Annotated in this window: 16 protein-coding genes; 3 read left to right on the top strand and 13 right to left on the bottom strand. The window is 66.7% G+C overall.

Translation table 11 applies throughout. The features are described 5' to 3' along the window. Positions 1–185: hypothetical protein (locus GAK28_RS02255; protein ID WP_291774467.1), on the top strand; the 185-nt coding region annotated here is incomplete at its 5' end. A gap of 601 nt (positions 186–786) precedes the next feature. Here the strand turns inward: GAK28_RS02255 and ptsP are convergent. The 12 genes from ptsP to GAK28_RS02195 form a co-directional block, all read right to left on the bottom strand. Next, positions 787–2,559 carry a phosphoenolpyruvate--protein phosphotransferase gene (ptsP, locus tag GAK28_RS02250; protein WP_291774464.1) on the bottom strand — a complete coding sequence of 591 codons (1,773 nt, stop codon included), beginning with the start codon at positions 2,557–2,559 and terminating at the stop codon, positions 787–789. Positions 2,560–2,590: 31 nt separating this feature from the next. After that, a complete protein-coding gene (locus GAK28_RS02245) occupies positions 2,591–2,860 on the bottom strand; it encodes an HPr family phosphocarrier protein (protein ID WP_291774461.1) in 270 nt (89 codons plus the stop codon). Next, complete coding sequence (locus tag GAK28_RS02240) at positions 2,853–3,245, bottom strand: PTS fructose IIA subunit family protein (protein WP_291774458.1); 393 nt, start codon at positions 3,243–3,245, stop codon at positions 2,853–2,855. The genes GAK28_RS02245 and GAK28_RS02240 overlap by 8 nt, the downstream gene beginning before the upstream one ends. A gap of 37 nt (positions 3,246–3,282) precedes the next feature. Beyond that, positions 3,283–4,164: an RNase adapter RapZ gene (gene rapZ, locus GAK28_RS02235; protein WP_291774454.1), complete on the bottom strand. Its 882-nt coding sequence runs from the start codon at positions 4,162–4,164 to the stop codon at positions 3,283–3,285. A gap of 21 nt (positions 4,165–4,185) precedes the next feature. Beyond that, on the bottom strand, positions 4,186–5,136 hold the full coding sequence (gene hprK / locus GAK28_RS02230) for an HPr(Ser) kinase/phosphatase (protein WP_291774451.1): 951 nt from the start codon (positions 5,134–5,136) through the stop codon (positions 4,186–4,188). A gap of 116 nt (positions 5,137–5,252) precedes the next feature. Next, on the bottom strand, positions 5,253–5,609 hold the full coding sequence (raiA, locus tag GAK28_RS02225) for a ribosome-associated translation inhibitor RaiA (RefSeq protein ID WP_291774448.1): 357 nt from the start codon (positions 5,607–5,609) through the stop codon (positions 5,253–5,255). A gap of 123 nt (positions 5,610–5,732) precedes the next feature. Beyond that, on the bottom strand, positions 5,733–7,214 hold the full coding sequence (locus GAK28_RS02220; protein ID WP_291774445.1) for an RNA polymerase factor sigma-54: 1,482 nt from the start codon (positions 7,212–7,214) through the stop codon (positions 5,733–5,735). 99 nt (positions 7,215–7,313) lie between these two features. Beyond that, positions 7,314–8,033: an LPS export ABC transporter ATP-binding protein gene (gene lptB / locus GAK28_RS02215; protein WP_291774442.1), complete on the bottom strand. Its 720-nt coding sequence runs from the start codon at positions 8,031–8,033 to the stop codon at positions 7,314–7,316. Between the two features lie 4 nt (positions 8,034–8,037). Further along, complete coding sequence (lptA, locus tag GAK28_RS02210) at positions 8,038–8,637, bottom strand: lipopolysaccharide transport periplasmic protein LptA (protein ID WP_291774439.1); 600 nt, start codon at positions 8,635–8,637, stop codon at positions 8,038–8,040. Positions 8,638–8,659: 22 nt separating this feature from the next. After that, the gene (lptC, locus tag GAK28_RS02205) at positions 8,660–9,259 is read right to left on the bottom strand and encodes an LPS export ABC transporter periplasmic protein LptC (RefSeq protein ID WP_291774436.1); all 600 of its coding nucleotides are present in this window, start codon (positions 9,257–9,259) and stop codon (positions 8,660–8,662) included. Continuing rightward, the gene (locus tag GAK28_RS02200) at positions 9,256–9,804 is read right to left on the bottom strand and encodes an HAD-IIIA family hydrolase (RefSeq protein WP_291774433.1); all 549 of its coding nucleotides are present in this window, start codon (positions 9,802–9,804) and stop codon (positions 9,256–9,258) included. Before GAK28_RS02200 ends, lptC begins: the two co-directional genes overlap by 4 nt. Positions 9,805–9,847: 43 nt before the next feature. Then, complete coding sequence (locus GAK28_RS02195; RefSeq protein WP_291774431.1) at positions 9,848–10,861, bottom strand: KpsF/GutQ family sugar-phosphate isomerase; 1,014 nt, start codon at positions 10,859–10,861, stop codon at positions 9,848–9,850. 172 nt (positions 10,862–11,033) lie between these two features. Here GAK28_RS02195 and GAK28_RS02190 point away from each other — a divergent pair, with 172 nt between their 5' ends. Continuing rightward, positions 11,034–11,273 carry a BolA family protein gene (locus GAK28_RS02190; protein ID WP_291774429.1) on the top strand — a complete coding sequence of 80 codons (240 nt, stop codon included), beginning with the start codon at positions 11,034–11,036 and terminating at the stop codon, positions 11,271–11,273. Between the two features lie 49 nt (positions 11,274–11,322). Continuing rightward, on the top strand, positions 11,323–12,582 hold the full coding sequence (gene murA / locus GAK28_RS02185) for a UDP-N-acetylglucosamine 1-carboxyvinyltransferase (RefSeq protein ID WP_291774428.1): 1,260 nt from the start codon (positions 11,323–11,325) through the stop codon (positions 12,580–12,582). Between the two features lie 184 nt (positions 12,583–12,766). Here the strand turns inward: murA and GAK28_RS02180 are convergent, their stop codons facing one another. After that, a complete protein-coding gene (locus tag GAK28_RS02180) occupies positions 12,767–13,468 on the bottom strand; it encodes a DUF3108 domain-containing protein (protein WP_291774426.1) in 702 nt (233 codons plus the stop codon). Positions 13,469–13,610 lie beyond the last annotated feature (142 nt).

The following is a 13,610-nucleotide window of genomic DNA, read 5'->3' as shown; positions in this document are numbered from 1 at the left end:
GGATTTCCTTGATCGCCTTTATCGTCGCGGCCTTCGCGTTAGGCAGTTTCGCCGGTCGCTATGATCTACGTCCCCACCAATACGAATGGCCGGATAACTGGCTGGAATTCTCCGGCGCCTTGCTGATCGGCTCGACGCTGGGCGCGATCTGGATGTGGTTCATTTCTCGGGAACCCGAACTGTAGGAGCGCGCTTGCGCGCGATGCCAGGTTGCCGCGAGCACCCATCGCGCGCAAGCGCGCTCCTACAGAAGAACGGCGGGTTGCGACGACGAGTGGGTAACGCGAGAGCCCGTGTAGGAGCGTGCTTGCACGCGATCCCGCGTAGCGGGCCAGATTGCCGCTGCCGCGGATCGCGCGCTAGCGCGCTCCTACAGTGGTTCCGCGATAGCGGGCCAGGGTGCCGCACCGTCCGGAGAGCCGTCGGGCCGCCGCCGGGGCGCGACTTGAGGAGCCGAGGGTAGGTGGGCGAAAAAGGCCGCGCAGCGGTGGCGGTCAGGAAGACCGCCATTCCTCGCCGAGGCAGGATGCCGAGTCGAGGAACCTCGACCACCTGCCCGAGCCCGAAGGGGCGAAGCCATAAAACACGGGCCGCGCAGCGGCCAACCTTTCCCGAGGGACGGCGGAGCCGGCGCGCCCCGGCGGCGGCCCGACGGCTCCCCCGCCACGCCCGAGCGCCGCGCGCGATGCCGAAGGCGAGCCAAACCTACGAAGCGGCTGTACGGCGCAAGCCGTAAAAAACACGAACCGCAACGCGGTTAACCGATCCCAAAGCGCAGAGCGAACCTCACCCCCGCCCCACCACCTGGCTATCCGGACACCCATCCTGCCCCTGCACCACCTCAAGCAACCGCGCCTCCACGTCATCACGCGTATACGCACGGAACAGTCTCGGTGCCGCACGACGCAACGCCTTGCAGTCGAGCGAGGCAAGGCGGTCGCGCACCTGGAGCAACTGCCCCGGATGCATGCTGAATTCCTCCAGGCCCATGGCCAGGAGGAGGGCGGTGAACTGCGTATCGCCCGCAATTTCGCCACACAGGCTCACCGGCTTCTTCGCCCGGCGACCTGCGGCGATCACATGCGCGATAAGACGCAGGAACGCCGGCTGCAACGGATCGTAGATGCCTTCCAGCGCGTCGTTGTTGCGGTCGGCGGCCAGCACGTACTGTGCGAGATCGTTGGTGCCGATGGCGAGGAAGTCAGCCTTTTCGAGAATCGGGCCAATGCCGATCGCCGCGGCGGGTACTTCGATCATCGCGCCGATGTCGAGGCGCTCCGGCAGCTCCTGGCCCTGCGTCGCCAGCGTTTCGCGCGCCTTCTTGATCAGCGTGCGCACGGCGATCAGTTCGCCGACGTGCGTGACCATCGGAATGAGCACGCGCACCGGGCCGTAACAGGCCGCACGCAGGATCGCGCGCAACTGCACGCTGAAGATGTCGGCATAACGCAGCGACAGGCGGATACCACGCACGCCCAGCGCCGGGTTGTCCTCACCACGGATGGCGAGGCCCGCCGCGTCGGCCTTGTCGGCGCCGAGGTCGAGCGTGCGGATGGTGACCGGCTGGCCGCCCATGCCGAGGACCAGGTCGCGGTAGGCCACGAACTGTTCTTCTTCGGAAGGCAGGCCGCGCTGGCGGAGGAACAGAAATTCGGAACGGTACAGGCCCACGCCATCGGCGCCGCGCGCACGGGCTAGCGTGATGTCGCTCGGCAGTTCGGCGTTTGCGTAAAGGCGGATATGTGCGCCGTCGCGGGTGAGCGTGGACGCGGAAGCGAGGGCGGCCAGTCGACGGCCCTCGGCGGCGGCCTGACGCTGCCACTGGCGGTAACGGGTGAGGTCCTGCGCCGTCGGATGGACGATGACTTCGCCGTGCTCGCCATCGATCAGTACGAGGTCGTCGTCGTTGATCGTGGCCAGGGCGTCCTTCGTGCCGACGAGCATCGGCAGGTTGAAGCTGCGGGCGAGGATGGCGCTGTGCGAATAGACACTGCCGGCACTGCCGATGACGCCGAGCAGGCCCTGTCCGGCCATGCTGGCAAGGTCGGCGGGGGCGACGGTGTCGCTCACCACGATCTCGCCGACGCGCGAGGCGATCTTGCGTTCCTCGCGACTGGACTGTTGCTGCAAGGCGGACATGACGCGACCGATGACCTGATCGATGTCCTCGCCGCGACTCTTCAGGTAGGGATCGTTCATCGCGTCGAAGACGGCGGCGAGGCGATCACGCTGCATCTTCAAGGCCGCGCTGGCGGTGTAGTGGCCTACCGCAACCAGTTCGTCGAGGCCGCGAAGCAATTCCTCATCATTGAGCAGCAGGCTGTGCGCGTCGATGAAGTCGCCCACTTCGCGGGCGAGGGCGCCGTGCAATTTGCCGCGTAGTTCATGCAGCTCGGTGCGGGCGGTGTCGATGGCCTTGTGCAGGCGTTCGATCTCGGGGCCGACCTCGGCCTCGTCGAGCATCCTCGTGTCGACCGCGAAGATGCTCGGCTGGACCAGACGCGCCCGTCCGAGGGCCATGCCTCGTGCGGCTTGCGTACCGGTCAGCACATGTCTCATGAAGGCCTCTCGGGAATGGCGTGGTGCATGGTCACTGGCCTTCGTCGAACTTGTCGTTGAACAGCTTCACGACGGCGGCGAGGGCGGCTTCTTCATCCGCCCCCTCGGCACGGATGACCAGCGGGGTGCCGAGTCCGGCGGCCAGCATCATGACGCCCATGATGCTCTGCGCGTTGACTTCGCGTCCCTTGCTGATGAGGTGCACCGTCGACTTGAAGCCGGAGACGAGCTGGACGAGCTTGGCGGAGGCGCGGGCGTGGAGGCCCAGGCGGTTGGAAACCGTGATGTCCTGTTCAAGCATGATCGATGAAGATCCCCCCGCGACCGCCGGTGGCCGCGATCTCGGCCAGTTCGGGCAGCGATTTTTCCGAATAGTTGAGGACGCGCAGCAGCATGGGCAGGTTGAGCCCGGAGACGCAGCGCAGGCGAACCCCCAGTTCGCCAAGGGAAAGGCCGATGTTGCAGGGCGTGGCGCCGTAGAGGTCGGCCAGCACCAGCACACCTTCGCCGGTGTCCAGATCGCGAGCGTGCTTGGCGGTGAGACCGCGCATCACGTCCGGATCGGCACTGGGCGGCACCTCGACGGCGTCGACCGAGAGGGGCAGTTTGGGCATGACGTGGTGGGCGGCCGAAATCAGGGCCTTGCCGACCGCTTCATGGGTCATGAGGAGGACGCCGACGCTCATCGCCCGGATGCTCGCTGTAACTGGGGCTGGGTCATGGTCACTCTAGCTCGCGATGGAAAGTCAGTACGTTGCCGCGTTCGGAACGGAAATGCCGGGCCAGCCGCTCCACCAGGTACACCGAGCGGTGGCGCCCGCCCGTACATCCGATCGAGACCGTGACGTAACTGCGGTCGTCGCCCTCGAAGCGCGGCAACCAGGTGTCCAGCCAGCGGGCGACGTCGTCATAGTACTCGCCTACCAGCGGATTGGCGTCGAGGAATTCGCGCACTGGCAGGTCCTTGCCCGAGAACGGCCGCAGGCGCGGGTCCCAGTGGGGATTGGGCAGGCAGCGGGCGTCGAAGACGAAGTCGGCATCCGGCGGCAGGCCGCGGCGGTAGGCAAAGGATTCGAACAGCAGGGTGGTGCCGTCGCTGGCGGCGGCGTAGCCGGTGGCGAACAGGCGGCGCAACTGGTGCACGTTGAGGTCACTGGAGTCGATCACCTTTTCGGCGATGGAGACCAGTGGGCGCAGCAGGCGGCGCTCCTCGGCGATGGAGTCGGCCAGCGACAGGCGCTCGGCGGCCAGCGGATGGCGGCGCCGGGTTTCCGAGTAGCGCTTGATCAGCACGTCGTCGCGGCTGTCGAGGAAGATCAGGTGCACGTGCACGCCAAGCGTGGACAGCTCGGACAGCACGTGGGGCATGCGTTGCAGGTCGACGCGACGGTTGCGCACGTCCACGCCCACGGCGATGCGCCGGCGCGGGCCATGTTCGCCCTGGCTGACGGCAGCCACCAGCTGGGGAATCAGCTCGGCGGGCATGTTGTCGACGCAGTAGAACTCGAGGTCTTCCAGCGCGCGCAGGGCGACGGTCTTGCCGCCCCCGGACATGCCGGTGAGCACCACGAGGTGGATGGCGTCGGGTTCGACGATAGGTTGCATCACGACATCATTCACGTCAGGTCACCAGGGCGAGAAGCGGCGCATCTGGTGCGCCTGCCTGTCGATAAAGGTTTGTGCCGGGTCGATGCCCTTGCTCTTGAGCACATGGTTGCGGACGGCGGCCTCGACCAGCACCGCGAGGTTGCGGCCGGGGGCGACGGGGATGGTGATCTTGGACACGTCCACATCGAGGACGTTACGCCGGCTGACATCGCCGGTGAGGCGGGTCATGGCGTCGGTTTCTTCGCCGTTGCGCAGCGGCTTCAGGTGGATCACCAGGCGCAGGTACTTCGATGGCTTGACCGCCGTGTGGCCGAACATCTCGCGGATGTTGAGCACGCCCAGGCCGCGTACTTCGAGCAAGTCTTGCAACAGCTCGGGGCAGGCGCCGTCGATGACGTCGGGGGCGATCAGAGTGAATTCGGTGGCGTCGTCGGCGACCAGGCGATGGCCGCGGCTGATCAGTTCCAGCGCCAGTTCGCTCTTGCCCGAACCCGGCTCGCCGGTGATGAGCACGCCGATGGAGAACACCTCGAGGAACATGCCGTGCAGCGTGATGCGCGGGGCGAGCGTGCGGGCGAGGTGGTATTGCAGGTAGGTCAGCAGCTCATGGCCGCGCTTGGTGCTCTGCCACAACGGAGTGTCGGTTTCCTCGGCGACCTCGCGCAGGTCGGAAGGAACGGACTGGTCCTTCGTGACGATGAGCGCGGCGGGCTGGTAGGCGGCGATCTTGTGGATGGCTTCCCAGCGCTGGCGGGAGTCCAGGCTGTCGAGGTAGTTCAGCTCCTCGGTACCGATGATCTGCACCTTGTTGGGGTAGATCACGTTGAGGTAGCCGACCAGCGACGGACGCCGGCTCTGCTTGGCGTTGGGCTCCAGGACGCGCGACTCGCCGCGCATGCCGGCGGCCCAGCGCAGCGCCATGCGCTCGTGTACTCCGTCGAAGAGTTGTCTGGCGGTGAGCCGTTCCACGCGATGGTTCCATCAGGAAGACGAAGCCGGCGCATGGGCGCCGGCCTGCCTATTGTGCCATCAAGCGTGCTGCGGGTCCGCCCGGGGGTACCGCGGGCGGGCCCGGAAGGGGCCGATCAGCCGGCCGCGCTGGCCTCGCGGGCCTCGCGACCCTCGGCGTTGTGGTGATCCTTGAGCTTTTCCTTATGCTTTTTCAGCTGTTCGGCGAGCTTGGTGATCATCTCGTCGATGGCGGCGTACATGCGATCGCTGATCGTGCCGTCCTGGAGGCGGGCGTGACCCTCGGCATGCAGCCGGGTGCCCGAACAGTGCAGGGTGCCACCGGCCTTGTGCTCGGCCTTGTCCACGGAGAGGACGACGTCTAGTCCGGTGATGTTGTCGAAAAGGCGTTCGAAGCGGCCGATTTGCTGCTCCACGCGTTCGCGGAGGGCGGGGGTGACCTGGATGTGCTGGCCGCTGATCTGGATTTGCATGACGCCTCCTTCTTGCTGAGGTTGCCGCCCCTGGGGCAGCGAGATCGGAATGGCGGAGTGCCATCCCTTGAAAGCATCTTTTCGGTAGGACCTGTTACCTCTCTGGGGGTTCCCCGCGCCGGTTCAACCCGCGCGGACGCGTTCGCTTGAGCTGGGAATGCGAAGCGCCTCACGGTACTTGGCAACGGTGCGCCGCGCGACCTGGATGCCGCGGCGCTGCAGTTCCTCGGCCAGGGACTGGTCGGACAAGGGCTTACGTGGGTCCTCCCCACCGATGAGCTTGCGCAGCATGGCCTGGATGGCCGTGGCGGACGCGCTGCCGCCGTCCTCCGTGGCCACGCCGCTGGAGAAGAAATGCTTCAGTTCGAATGTGCCGCGCGGCGTATGCATGTACTTGCGCGTGGTGACGCGCGAGATGGTGGATTCATGCATGCCCACTTCCTCGGCCACCTCGCGCAGCACCAGCGGGTGCATGGCCTCGGGGCCGTAGTCGAGGAAGGCGCTCTGCCGGCGGACGATGACCTCGGCGACCTTGGTGAGCGTTTCGGCGCGCGATTGCAGGCTCTTCAGCAGCCAGCGGGCTTCCTGCAACTGGCCTTTCATCCACGTGGCGTCGTCGCCGCGTGCACGCGCGATGAGGTCGCAGTAATGCTGGTTGAGGCCCAGGCGCGGCTGCGCGTCGGCATTGAGGCTGACCTGCCAGCGACCGTTCTCACGGCGGGCGTAGACATCGGGCGCCACGTACTCGACCGGCGTGGCATCGAGCGCGGCGCCGGGGCGCGGATCGAGCGAGCGGATCAATGCGGCGGCAGTGGCAGCCTCGTCTTCCGTGGCCTTGAGCTTGCGGGCGATCTTCGTGATGTCGTTGCGCGCCAGTAGCTCAAGCTCTTCGTTGACGATGCGCATGGCGAGATCGCGATGCGGGGTATCGTCGCTGAACTGTGACAGCTGGCAGAACAGGCAGTCGCGCAGGTCGAGGCTGGCGATACCGGTGGGATCGAAGCGCTGCACACGCTGGCGTGCGGCTTCGATTTCCTCGGCGTTCGCGCCCAGTTCGGCGGGAAGGGCGGCCTGCACGGCGTCGACGCCATCACGCAGGTAGCCGTCTTCGTCGAGCGCGTGGATGATCGCGGTCGCGATCGCGTGCTCACGCGGTGAGAACTGCGACAGATTCAGCTGCCATGACAGGTGTTGCTGGAGGCTTTCCGGTGCCGCGTTCTGCGGTTCGAAGCCATCCTCGTCGCCGCCGCTGGCACGCGACGAGGCGCCAGCGTAGTCGCTGGCTTCGCCATGGAAGCGGTCGTCGTCGCCCCATTCGGGGGTGTGTTCGTCCGAGGGCGGGGCGGCAGAATCGTCGTCCTTCGCGGCCTTGGCGGGCGCCTCGTCGCGATGGGTGAATTCGTTCGCCTGGAAACCTTCCTCGGCGGCGGGTTCGGGTTCGGGCTCGGCGTCCTCGGCGAACTCGAGCAGGGGGTTGCCTTCCGCGATCTGGCGGAGTTCGGCCTCGAGCTCAAGCTGCGACAGTTGCAGCAGGCGGATGGCCTGTTGCAACTGCGGTGTCAGCGTGAGCTGCTGATGGAGGCGAAACTGAAGTCCGGGTTTCATGCCTTGCGTTGATCAGGGTGCCGGAACCATCGTAACCCCTTGCGTGCCCCCCGGCCAGCATTCGGCAAGAACGGGCATTCCGGCCGGAAACGCGTCGGATCAGATGCGGAATTCACGTCCCAGGTACACCTCGCGAACCTTTTCGTCGGCAAGGATGTGTTGGGGCGTACCGCGCGACAGCACCACGCCGTCGTTGAGGATGTAGGCACGGTCGCAGATGCCCAGCGTCTCGCGCACGTTGTGATCGGTGATGAGCACGCCGATGCCACGCTCCTTGAGGTGGCGCACGATGCGCTGGATCTCGCCGACGGAGATGGGGTCGACGCCCGCGAAGGGTTCGTCGAGCAGCATGTAGCGCGGACGCGCGGCCAGCGCACGGGCGATCTCGACACGACGGCGCTCGCCACCGGAAAGGCTGATGCCCTTCTGTTCGGCGATGTGCGTGATCTTGAGTTCGTCGAGCAGGCTTTCCAGTTCGTCTTCGCGCTGCTTCTGCGTCATGCCTTCGCGCAGTTCGAGCACCGCCAGGATGTTGTCGGCGACGCTCAGGCGACGGAACACCGAGGCTTCCTGCGGCAGGTAACCAATGCCGAGCTTGGCGCGCGCGTGCATGGGCAGGCCCGTGATGTCCTGTTGGTCGAGCTTGATTTCGCCACCGTCCGCCTGGATCAGGCCTACCACCATGTAGAAGCAGGTGGTCTTGCCCGCGCCGTTGGGGCCGAGCAGGCCCACCACTTCGCCTTCGCGGATGGAGAAGGCGAAATCGCGGACCACCTGGCGCGCACGGAAGCGCTTTTGCAGGCCTTGGGCTGAAAGCATCGTGTCAGGGCTTCTTCGTCTGGGGCGCCGGCGCGGCCGGCGGCGTGGCGGGCTTGGCGGGAGCGGCGCCAGGGGCGGCGGCCGGCTGCTGCTTCGGCTGGAAGATCATGTGCACGGGAGCCGAGCCGTTGCTTTCGCCGGTCATCGTGCTGGAGGTGGTGTTGTACGTGAGCTTGTCGCCGTTGCTCTGGTTGAGCTTCTTGCGATCGGCCGGATCGACTTCCTTTTCGACGTGGGCGTGGCCCGTGAGCACGGCAACGCCGCTGGAGCTGTTCTTCGCATCGCCGTTGTCGGGCGTGTAGTCGATGTTGTCGGCGTTGCCGCGCATCCACAGGTTTTGTTCGTCCTGCTGCTTCATGGTGGCGTTGCCGTCCACGACCACGCGGGTGAGCTGGTTGTCACCGTCGAGGTAGCCGGTGGCCTTGTTGCCGGTGACCGTCAGGGTGCCCTGCGTGAGCACGACCTTGCCGGTCCAGATCACGTGGCCGGGCGTCTTGCCGTTGGGCTGCTGCTGCGTGCCGTCGAACGAGGTCGAGGTGACGTTGATCGGCTGCTGGCGGTCGGACTGCTTGGCGACGACGGTGCCGCTCGCCAGGAGCGCCACGCCGAGCGTCGCGAGGACAACCTTAGCGCTTGCGCGGCATGTAGACGGTGTGGACTGCATCGAGTAGCTCCAAATGCTTGGTATCGAGGTTGGCGCGCATGCCGACGCCGTCCATTGTAGAGGTTCCCTGCACGATACGCGCCGCCTCGGCGGTTTCCAGGCGGTTCTCCTTCGGCCACGCGGTGACCTCGGAGGTGTCGATGCTGGCGGGCGGGTTGGTCTCGAAGGCGATGCGGTCCATGTGGACCTTGCCCTGCAACTTGAGCAGGGTGCCGTCCTTGTTGACCCAGCCGTATTCGGAATGGCCCTTCCACGGCGGCGCGGTCGGTTCCTTGACCGACGGCAGCACGAAGTCCGGCGCATTGATGTAGAGCGAATCGTCGCCTTCGCGGCGCTCCAGGTGGGGCGCGATCAGGGTGAAGGCGTTCTTGCCTTCCTCGTTGAAGGAGTCGAGGTGGAAGTTGGTGAGGACATACCCCGAGCGCGGCGGCCCGATGAAATCCTGCACTTTCTTCTCGGGGGCGACCCAGTAATACAGCAGGACACTCGCGCCGAGGGCGACGGCCAGGATGCCGGCCATGCCTGCAGTGCTGCGGTCCTTGAAGAAATTGAGCACGCTCACAGCCAGCGATCCCGCTCGGCTTCGGCCTTGCCCTGCGCGGCGAGGATCATGTCGGCCACCTCGCGGGCGGCGCCGTAGCCGCCGGACAGGCGCGTACGCCAGTGGGCGCGCTCGGCCACCCAGGGGTGGGCGTTGGCGGTGGCGACCGCCAGGCCGGCGATGCCCATGGCGGGCAGGTCGGGCAGGTCGTCGCCCACGAAGGCGGCCTGCTCGGGCGTCAGCCGCAGGGCGTCGAGCAGTTCCTTGAGGCAGGCGCGCTTGTCCTTTTGCCCCTGGTAGACGTGCTGGATGCCGAGTTCCTCGGCACGCAGCGACACCGGGTGGCTGATCCGGGCGGTGATGATGGCGACCTTGACCCCATTTTCCTGGAGGCGCTTCAGGCCGAGGCCGTCATGGACGTGGAAGACCTTCGTCTCGCGGCCGTCCTCGGCGTACCAGAGGCGGCCGTCGGTGAGGGTGCCGTCCACGTCGAAGACCGCCACGCGCACACGGGCGGCGCGTTCGGCGACATCGGCGGGAATCGGGGTGTAGTGGGTATAGGCCATGGTCGGAAGAATAAGGGGACGGGGAGCCGGCGCCGCGAGGGCGTCAGACGACGCGGGCGCGCAGCAGGTCGTGGATGTTCAGGGCGCCGACCACGCGGCCGTCATCGTCGGCGACAAGCAGCGAGTGGATGCCATGGCGCTCCATGACCTGGGCGGCTTCGCCGGCGAGCTTGTCGGGACCGATGGTCTTCGGGCCGCGGGTCATGAGCTGGGCCACCGTGGCACCGCGCAGGTCCACGCCTTCGTCGTCGAGGGCGCGACGCAGGTCGCCGTCGGTGAACACACCCAGCAGGCGGTCCTCGGCATCCACCACGGCGGTCATGCCCAGGTGCTTGCGGGTCATTTCGACCAGCGCCTCGCTCAGCGAGGCACCCAGCGATACGCGCGGCACGTCGGCGCCCGAGTGCATGACGTCGGAGATGCGCAGGAGCAGGCGGCGACCGAGGCTGCCGGCCGGGTGCGAGCGGGCGAAGTCGTCGGAGGTGAAGCCCCGGGCTTCCAGCAGCGCCACGGCCAGGGCATCGCCCATGACCAGCGCGGCGGTGGTGCTCGCCGTGGGCGCGAGGCCGTGCGGGCAGGCCTCGCAGGTCACGTTGGCGTCGAGGTTCACCTCGGCCTGGTTGGCCAGGGAGGACTTCGGGTTGCCGGTGATGGAGATCAGCGGAATGCCCTGGCGCTTGATAGCGGGCAGGATGAAGAGCAGTTCGTCGGTTTCGCCCGAATAGGAAATGGCCAGCAGGATGTCGTCCGGCTGGATCATGCCCAGGTCGCCGTGGCTGGCTTCTCCCGGGTGCACGAAGAACGACGGCGTGCCGGTGGAGGCGAGGGTGGCGGCCACCTTGCGGGCGATATGGCCCGACTTGCCCATGCCGGACACGACTACGCGACCCTTGCATTGCAGGATCATCTGGCAGGCGGTGACGAACGCGGCGTCCACGCGGGCCTCGAGCGCCCGAATGGCCGCGGCCTCGGTGGCGATGACGGTGCGTGCGCTGCGGACGACGGTATCGGCGTTCACGAGGGGCTGATCGGCGTGCGGAGCGGTACGGGCGTTCATGCGGCCTCTGGGGTCCGGGTCGGGGCGGCGAACCCGGGATGTCCATTTCTGCGACACCGGATTTCCATTACCATTACATATTCTCATTTTATCGTCGCTGCCATCGACCGGCGATTCAGGCTCCGTTTCGGAACCTCCGCCCGGCCGCAGCGACCCCCTTACCGGAGAACCCATGGACGCTGCCCGCATCCAGGCATTGATCGAAGCCGGCTTGCCCGGCGCCCGGGTGGACGTGCGCGGTGACGACGGCGTCCACTTCGAAGCCGAAGTCATCTCGGACCAGTTCGCCGGCAAGCTGCCCCTGGCACGCCACCGTCTCGTCTACGCCACGCTTGGCGACCTCATGGGCGGCGCCATCCACGCCCTGGGCCTGAAGACCCTCACCCCGGAAGAAGCCGCCGGCCGCCGCTGAGCGCGCCCCCGACTTCCGTCACGTCTTTCCTTTCAAGGCAACCCATTCCATGGCCAAGATCCTTATCAGCGGCGGTCAGCCGCTCCAGGGTGAGGTCGGCATTTCTGGCGCGAAGAACGCCGTCCTGCCGATCCTCGCTTCCTGCCTGCTTGCCGACGAGCCGGTCAGCATCGGCAACGTCCCGCACCTGCACGACGTCACCACCTTCATCGAGCTGCTTGGCCGCATGGGCGTCAGCGTGGTCCTCGACGACCGCATGAAGATGCACATCGACCCGCGTCCGGAAAACTCCTGCATCGCCCCGTACGAGCTGGTCCGCACCATGCGTGCGTCGATCCTCGTGCTCGGCCCGCTGGTGGCCCGCTACGGCAAGGCTGAGGTCTCGCTGCCCGGTGGCTGTGCCATCGGATCGCGTCCGGTCGACCAGCACATCCGCGGTCTCCAGGCGCTGGGCGCCGAGGTGGTCGTGGAGAACGGCTACATCAAGGCGAAGGCCGGCCGCCTGAAGGGCGCCCGCATCGTCATGGACATGGTCACCGTCACCGGTACCGAGAACATCCTGATGGCCGCCACGCTGGCCGAAGGCACCACCATCATCGAGAACGCGGCGCAGGAACCTGAAGTGGTCGACCTGGCGCACTGCCTCATGGCGATGGGCGCGAAGATCGACGGCATCGGCACCTCCACGCTGGTGATCGAAGGTGTCGAGCGCCTGCATGGCGCGCATTACGAAGTGCTGCCCGACCGCATCGAGACGGGCACCTTCCTCGTGGGCGCCGCGATGACCGGCGGCAAGGTTCGTGCGCGCGGCGCGCGTGCCGATACGCTCGACGCCGTGCTGCAGAAGCTGGAAGAAGCCGGCGCGCACATCAGCACGGGCAAAGACTGGATCGAACTCGACATGCAGGGTCGTCGTCCGAAGGCGGTGAACCTCGTGACTGCGCCGTATCCGGCGTTCCCCACCGACATGCAGGCGCAGTTCACCGCGCTCAACTGCGTGGCCGAAGGCGTGGGCGTCATCACCGAGACGGTGTTCGAGAACCGCTTCATGCATGCGCTGGAACTGCAGCGCCTGGGCGCGGACATCCGCCTGGAAGGCAATACCGCCATCATCACCGGCGTGCCGAAGATGAGCGGCGCACCGATCATGGCGACCGACCTGCGCGCCTCTGCGTGCCTGGTGCTCGCGGGTCTGGTCGCCGAAGGCGACACCACGGTCGATCGCGTGTACCACATCGATCGCGGCTACGAGAACATCGAAGAAAAGCTCGGCGTGCTCGGCGCCCGCATCCGCCGTTTGCCGGGTTGACGGTTCGTTTTTCGAACTCGTGATTCGCCTGCCTGGCTGACGATGTGTCTTCCAGGCTGACGATTCGCTTGTCGGCTCGGCGATTTGTCTTCCGGATTGGCGAATCGTCTATCGGGTTGGCGATTCACCTGTAGGAGCGCGCTTGCGCGCGATCGCGCGCAAGCGCGCTCCTACAGCGCCTGACTTATCGGCCTTCGAACTTGACCAGTTCCAGGGTCAGGTCGCCGCCGTCGCTCTGCGCGAGCTTCACCGGCACCGGATACTTCGTCGGCGCGTACCACGCGCTGAAACCCGCATCGCCATCGGCGCGCGCCACGCGCACGGCGTCGAACGTGCCGGCTGGCACCGTCACCTTCTCGTTGCCGGCGACCTTGAACGCCTGCTGCTCCACCGCCTGTTTCACGGCGACCGGGAAGCTGGCTTCCTTCGCACCACCACGCAGCGCCACGCCAAGGGCGAGCGGCAGGGTGTTGCGCTCGACCATGCCGGGTTGGGCGGGATAGCTATACGATTTCTTGTTGTCCTGCACCTGCACGTTGCCGCCCTCGATCGTCAGCGAACGGCTTTTCGGCTTCAGTGCCGAGGCCATTTCGTAGCGATAAGACACGGCCTGCGGGACCTTGCCCGACCAGGTGAACACCGACGTCTCCGACACGCTGGCCCCGAGCGCTGCGGCGAGGCCGGACGTGCCCTGGGCCTTGTTGGTGTATTCGAACTGGCCGTTGGCGGTCGGCTTCAGGGTGAGCGTGGCATCGCCCATCGGGCTGCCGCCCTGGAGCACGTGATAGGTGGCGGTGAAGGACTGCGGCACATCGGCGGCAAACGCGGCGACGGGCAGGGCGAGAGCCAGCGCGAGGCCGGCACGGAGGAGGGTGGGCGTCTTCATGGGCTCAATATAGCCACATCGTCTGAACGCCGGTCGACGCTTCCCTCGCCGGGGTCGTGTAGGAGCGCGCTTGCGCGCGATCCCAGTTCGCGATGCCGTCTGATTCGGGCGTTGTCGCCAGCACCCATCGCGCGCAAGCGCG

The sequence above is a fragment of the Luteibacter sp. genome (genome assembly GCF_009912395.1).
Classification (GTDB): domain Bacteria; phylum Pseudomonadota; class Gammaproteobacteria; order Xanthomonadales; family Rhodanobacteraceae; genus Luteibacter.
The sequence above is the reverse complement of the archived record's forward strand: the minus strand, read 5'-3'. Positions and strand labels throughout refer to the sequence as shown.

What these genes read in the sequence shown, in the direction of transcription:
- ptsP (WP_291774464.1), bottom strand. Translation starts at nt 2,559, where the DNA reads ATGAGACATGTGCTGACCGGTACGCAAGCCGCACGAGGCATGGCCCTC.
- GAK28_RS02245 (WP_291774461.1), bottom strand. Translation starts at nt 2,860, where the DNA reads ATGCTTGAACAGGACATCACGGTTTCCAACCGCCTGGGCCTCCACGCC.
- GAK28_RS02240 (WP_291774458.1), bottom strand. Translation starts at nt 3,245, where the DNA reads ATGAGCGTCGGCGTCCTCCTCATGACCCATGAAGCGGTCGGCAAGGCC.
- rapZ (WP_291774454.1), bottom strand. Translation starts at nt 4,164, where the DNA reads ATGCAACCTATCGTCGAACCCGACGCCATCCACCTCGTGGTGCTCACC.
- raiA (WP_291774448.1), bottom strand. Translation starts at nt 5,609, where the DNA reads ATGCAAATCCAGATCAGCGGCCAGCACATCCAGGTCACCCCCGCCCTC.
- GAK28_RS02220 (WP_291774445.1), bottom strand. Translation starts at nt 7,214, where the DNA reads ATGAAACCCGGACTTCAGTTTCGCCTCCATCAGCAGCTCACGCTGACA.
- lptB (WP_291774442.1), bottom strand. Translation starts at nt 8,033, where the DNA reads ATGCTTTCAGCCCAAGGCCTGCAAAAGCGCTTCCGTGCGCGCCAGGTG.
- GAK28_RS02200 (WP_291774433.1), bottom strand. Translation starts at nt 9,804, where the DNA reads ATGGCCTATACCCACTACACCCCGATTCCCGCCGATGTCGCCGAACGC.
- GAK28_RS02195 (WP_291774431.1), bottom strand. Translation starts at nt 10,861, where the DNA reads ATGAACGCCCGTACCGCTCCGCACGCCGATCAGCCCCTCGTGAACGCC.
- GAK28_RS02190 (WP_291774429.1), top strand. Translation starts at nt 11,034, where the DNA reads ATGGACGCTGCCCGCATCCAGGCATTGATCGAAGCCGGCTTGCCCGGC.
- murA (WP_291774428.1), top strand. Translation starts at nt 11,323, where the DNA reads ATGGCCAAGATCCTTATCAGCGGCGGTCAGCCGCTCCAGGGTGAGGTC.
- GAK28_RS02180 (WP_291774426.1), bottom strand. Translation starts at nt 13,468, where the DNA reads ATGAAGACGCCCACCCTCCTCCGTGCCGGCCTCGCGCTGGCTCTCGCC.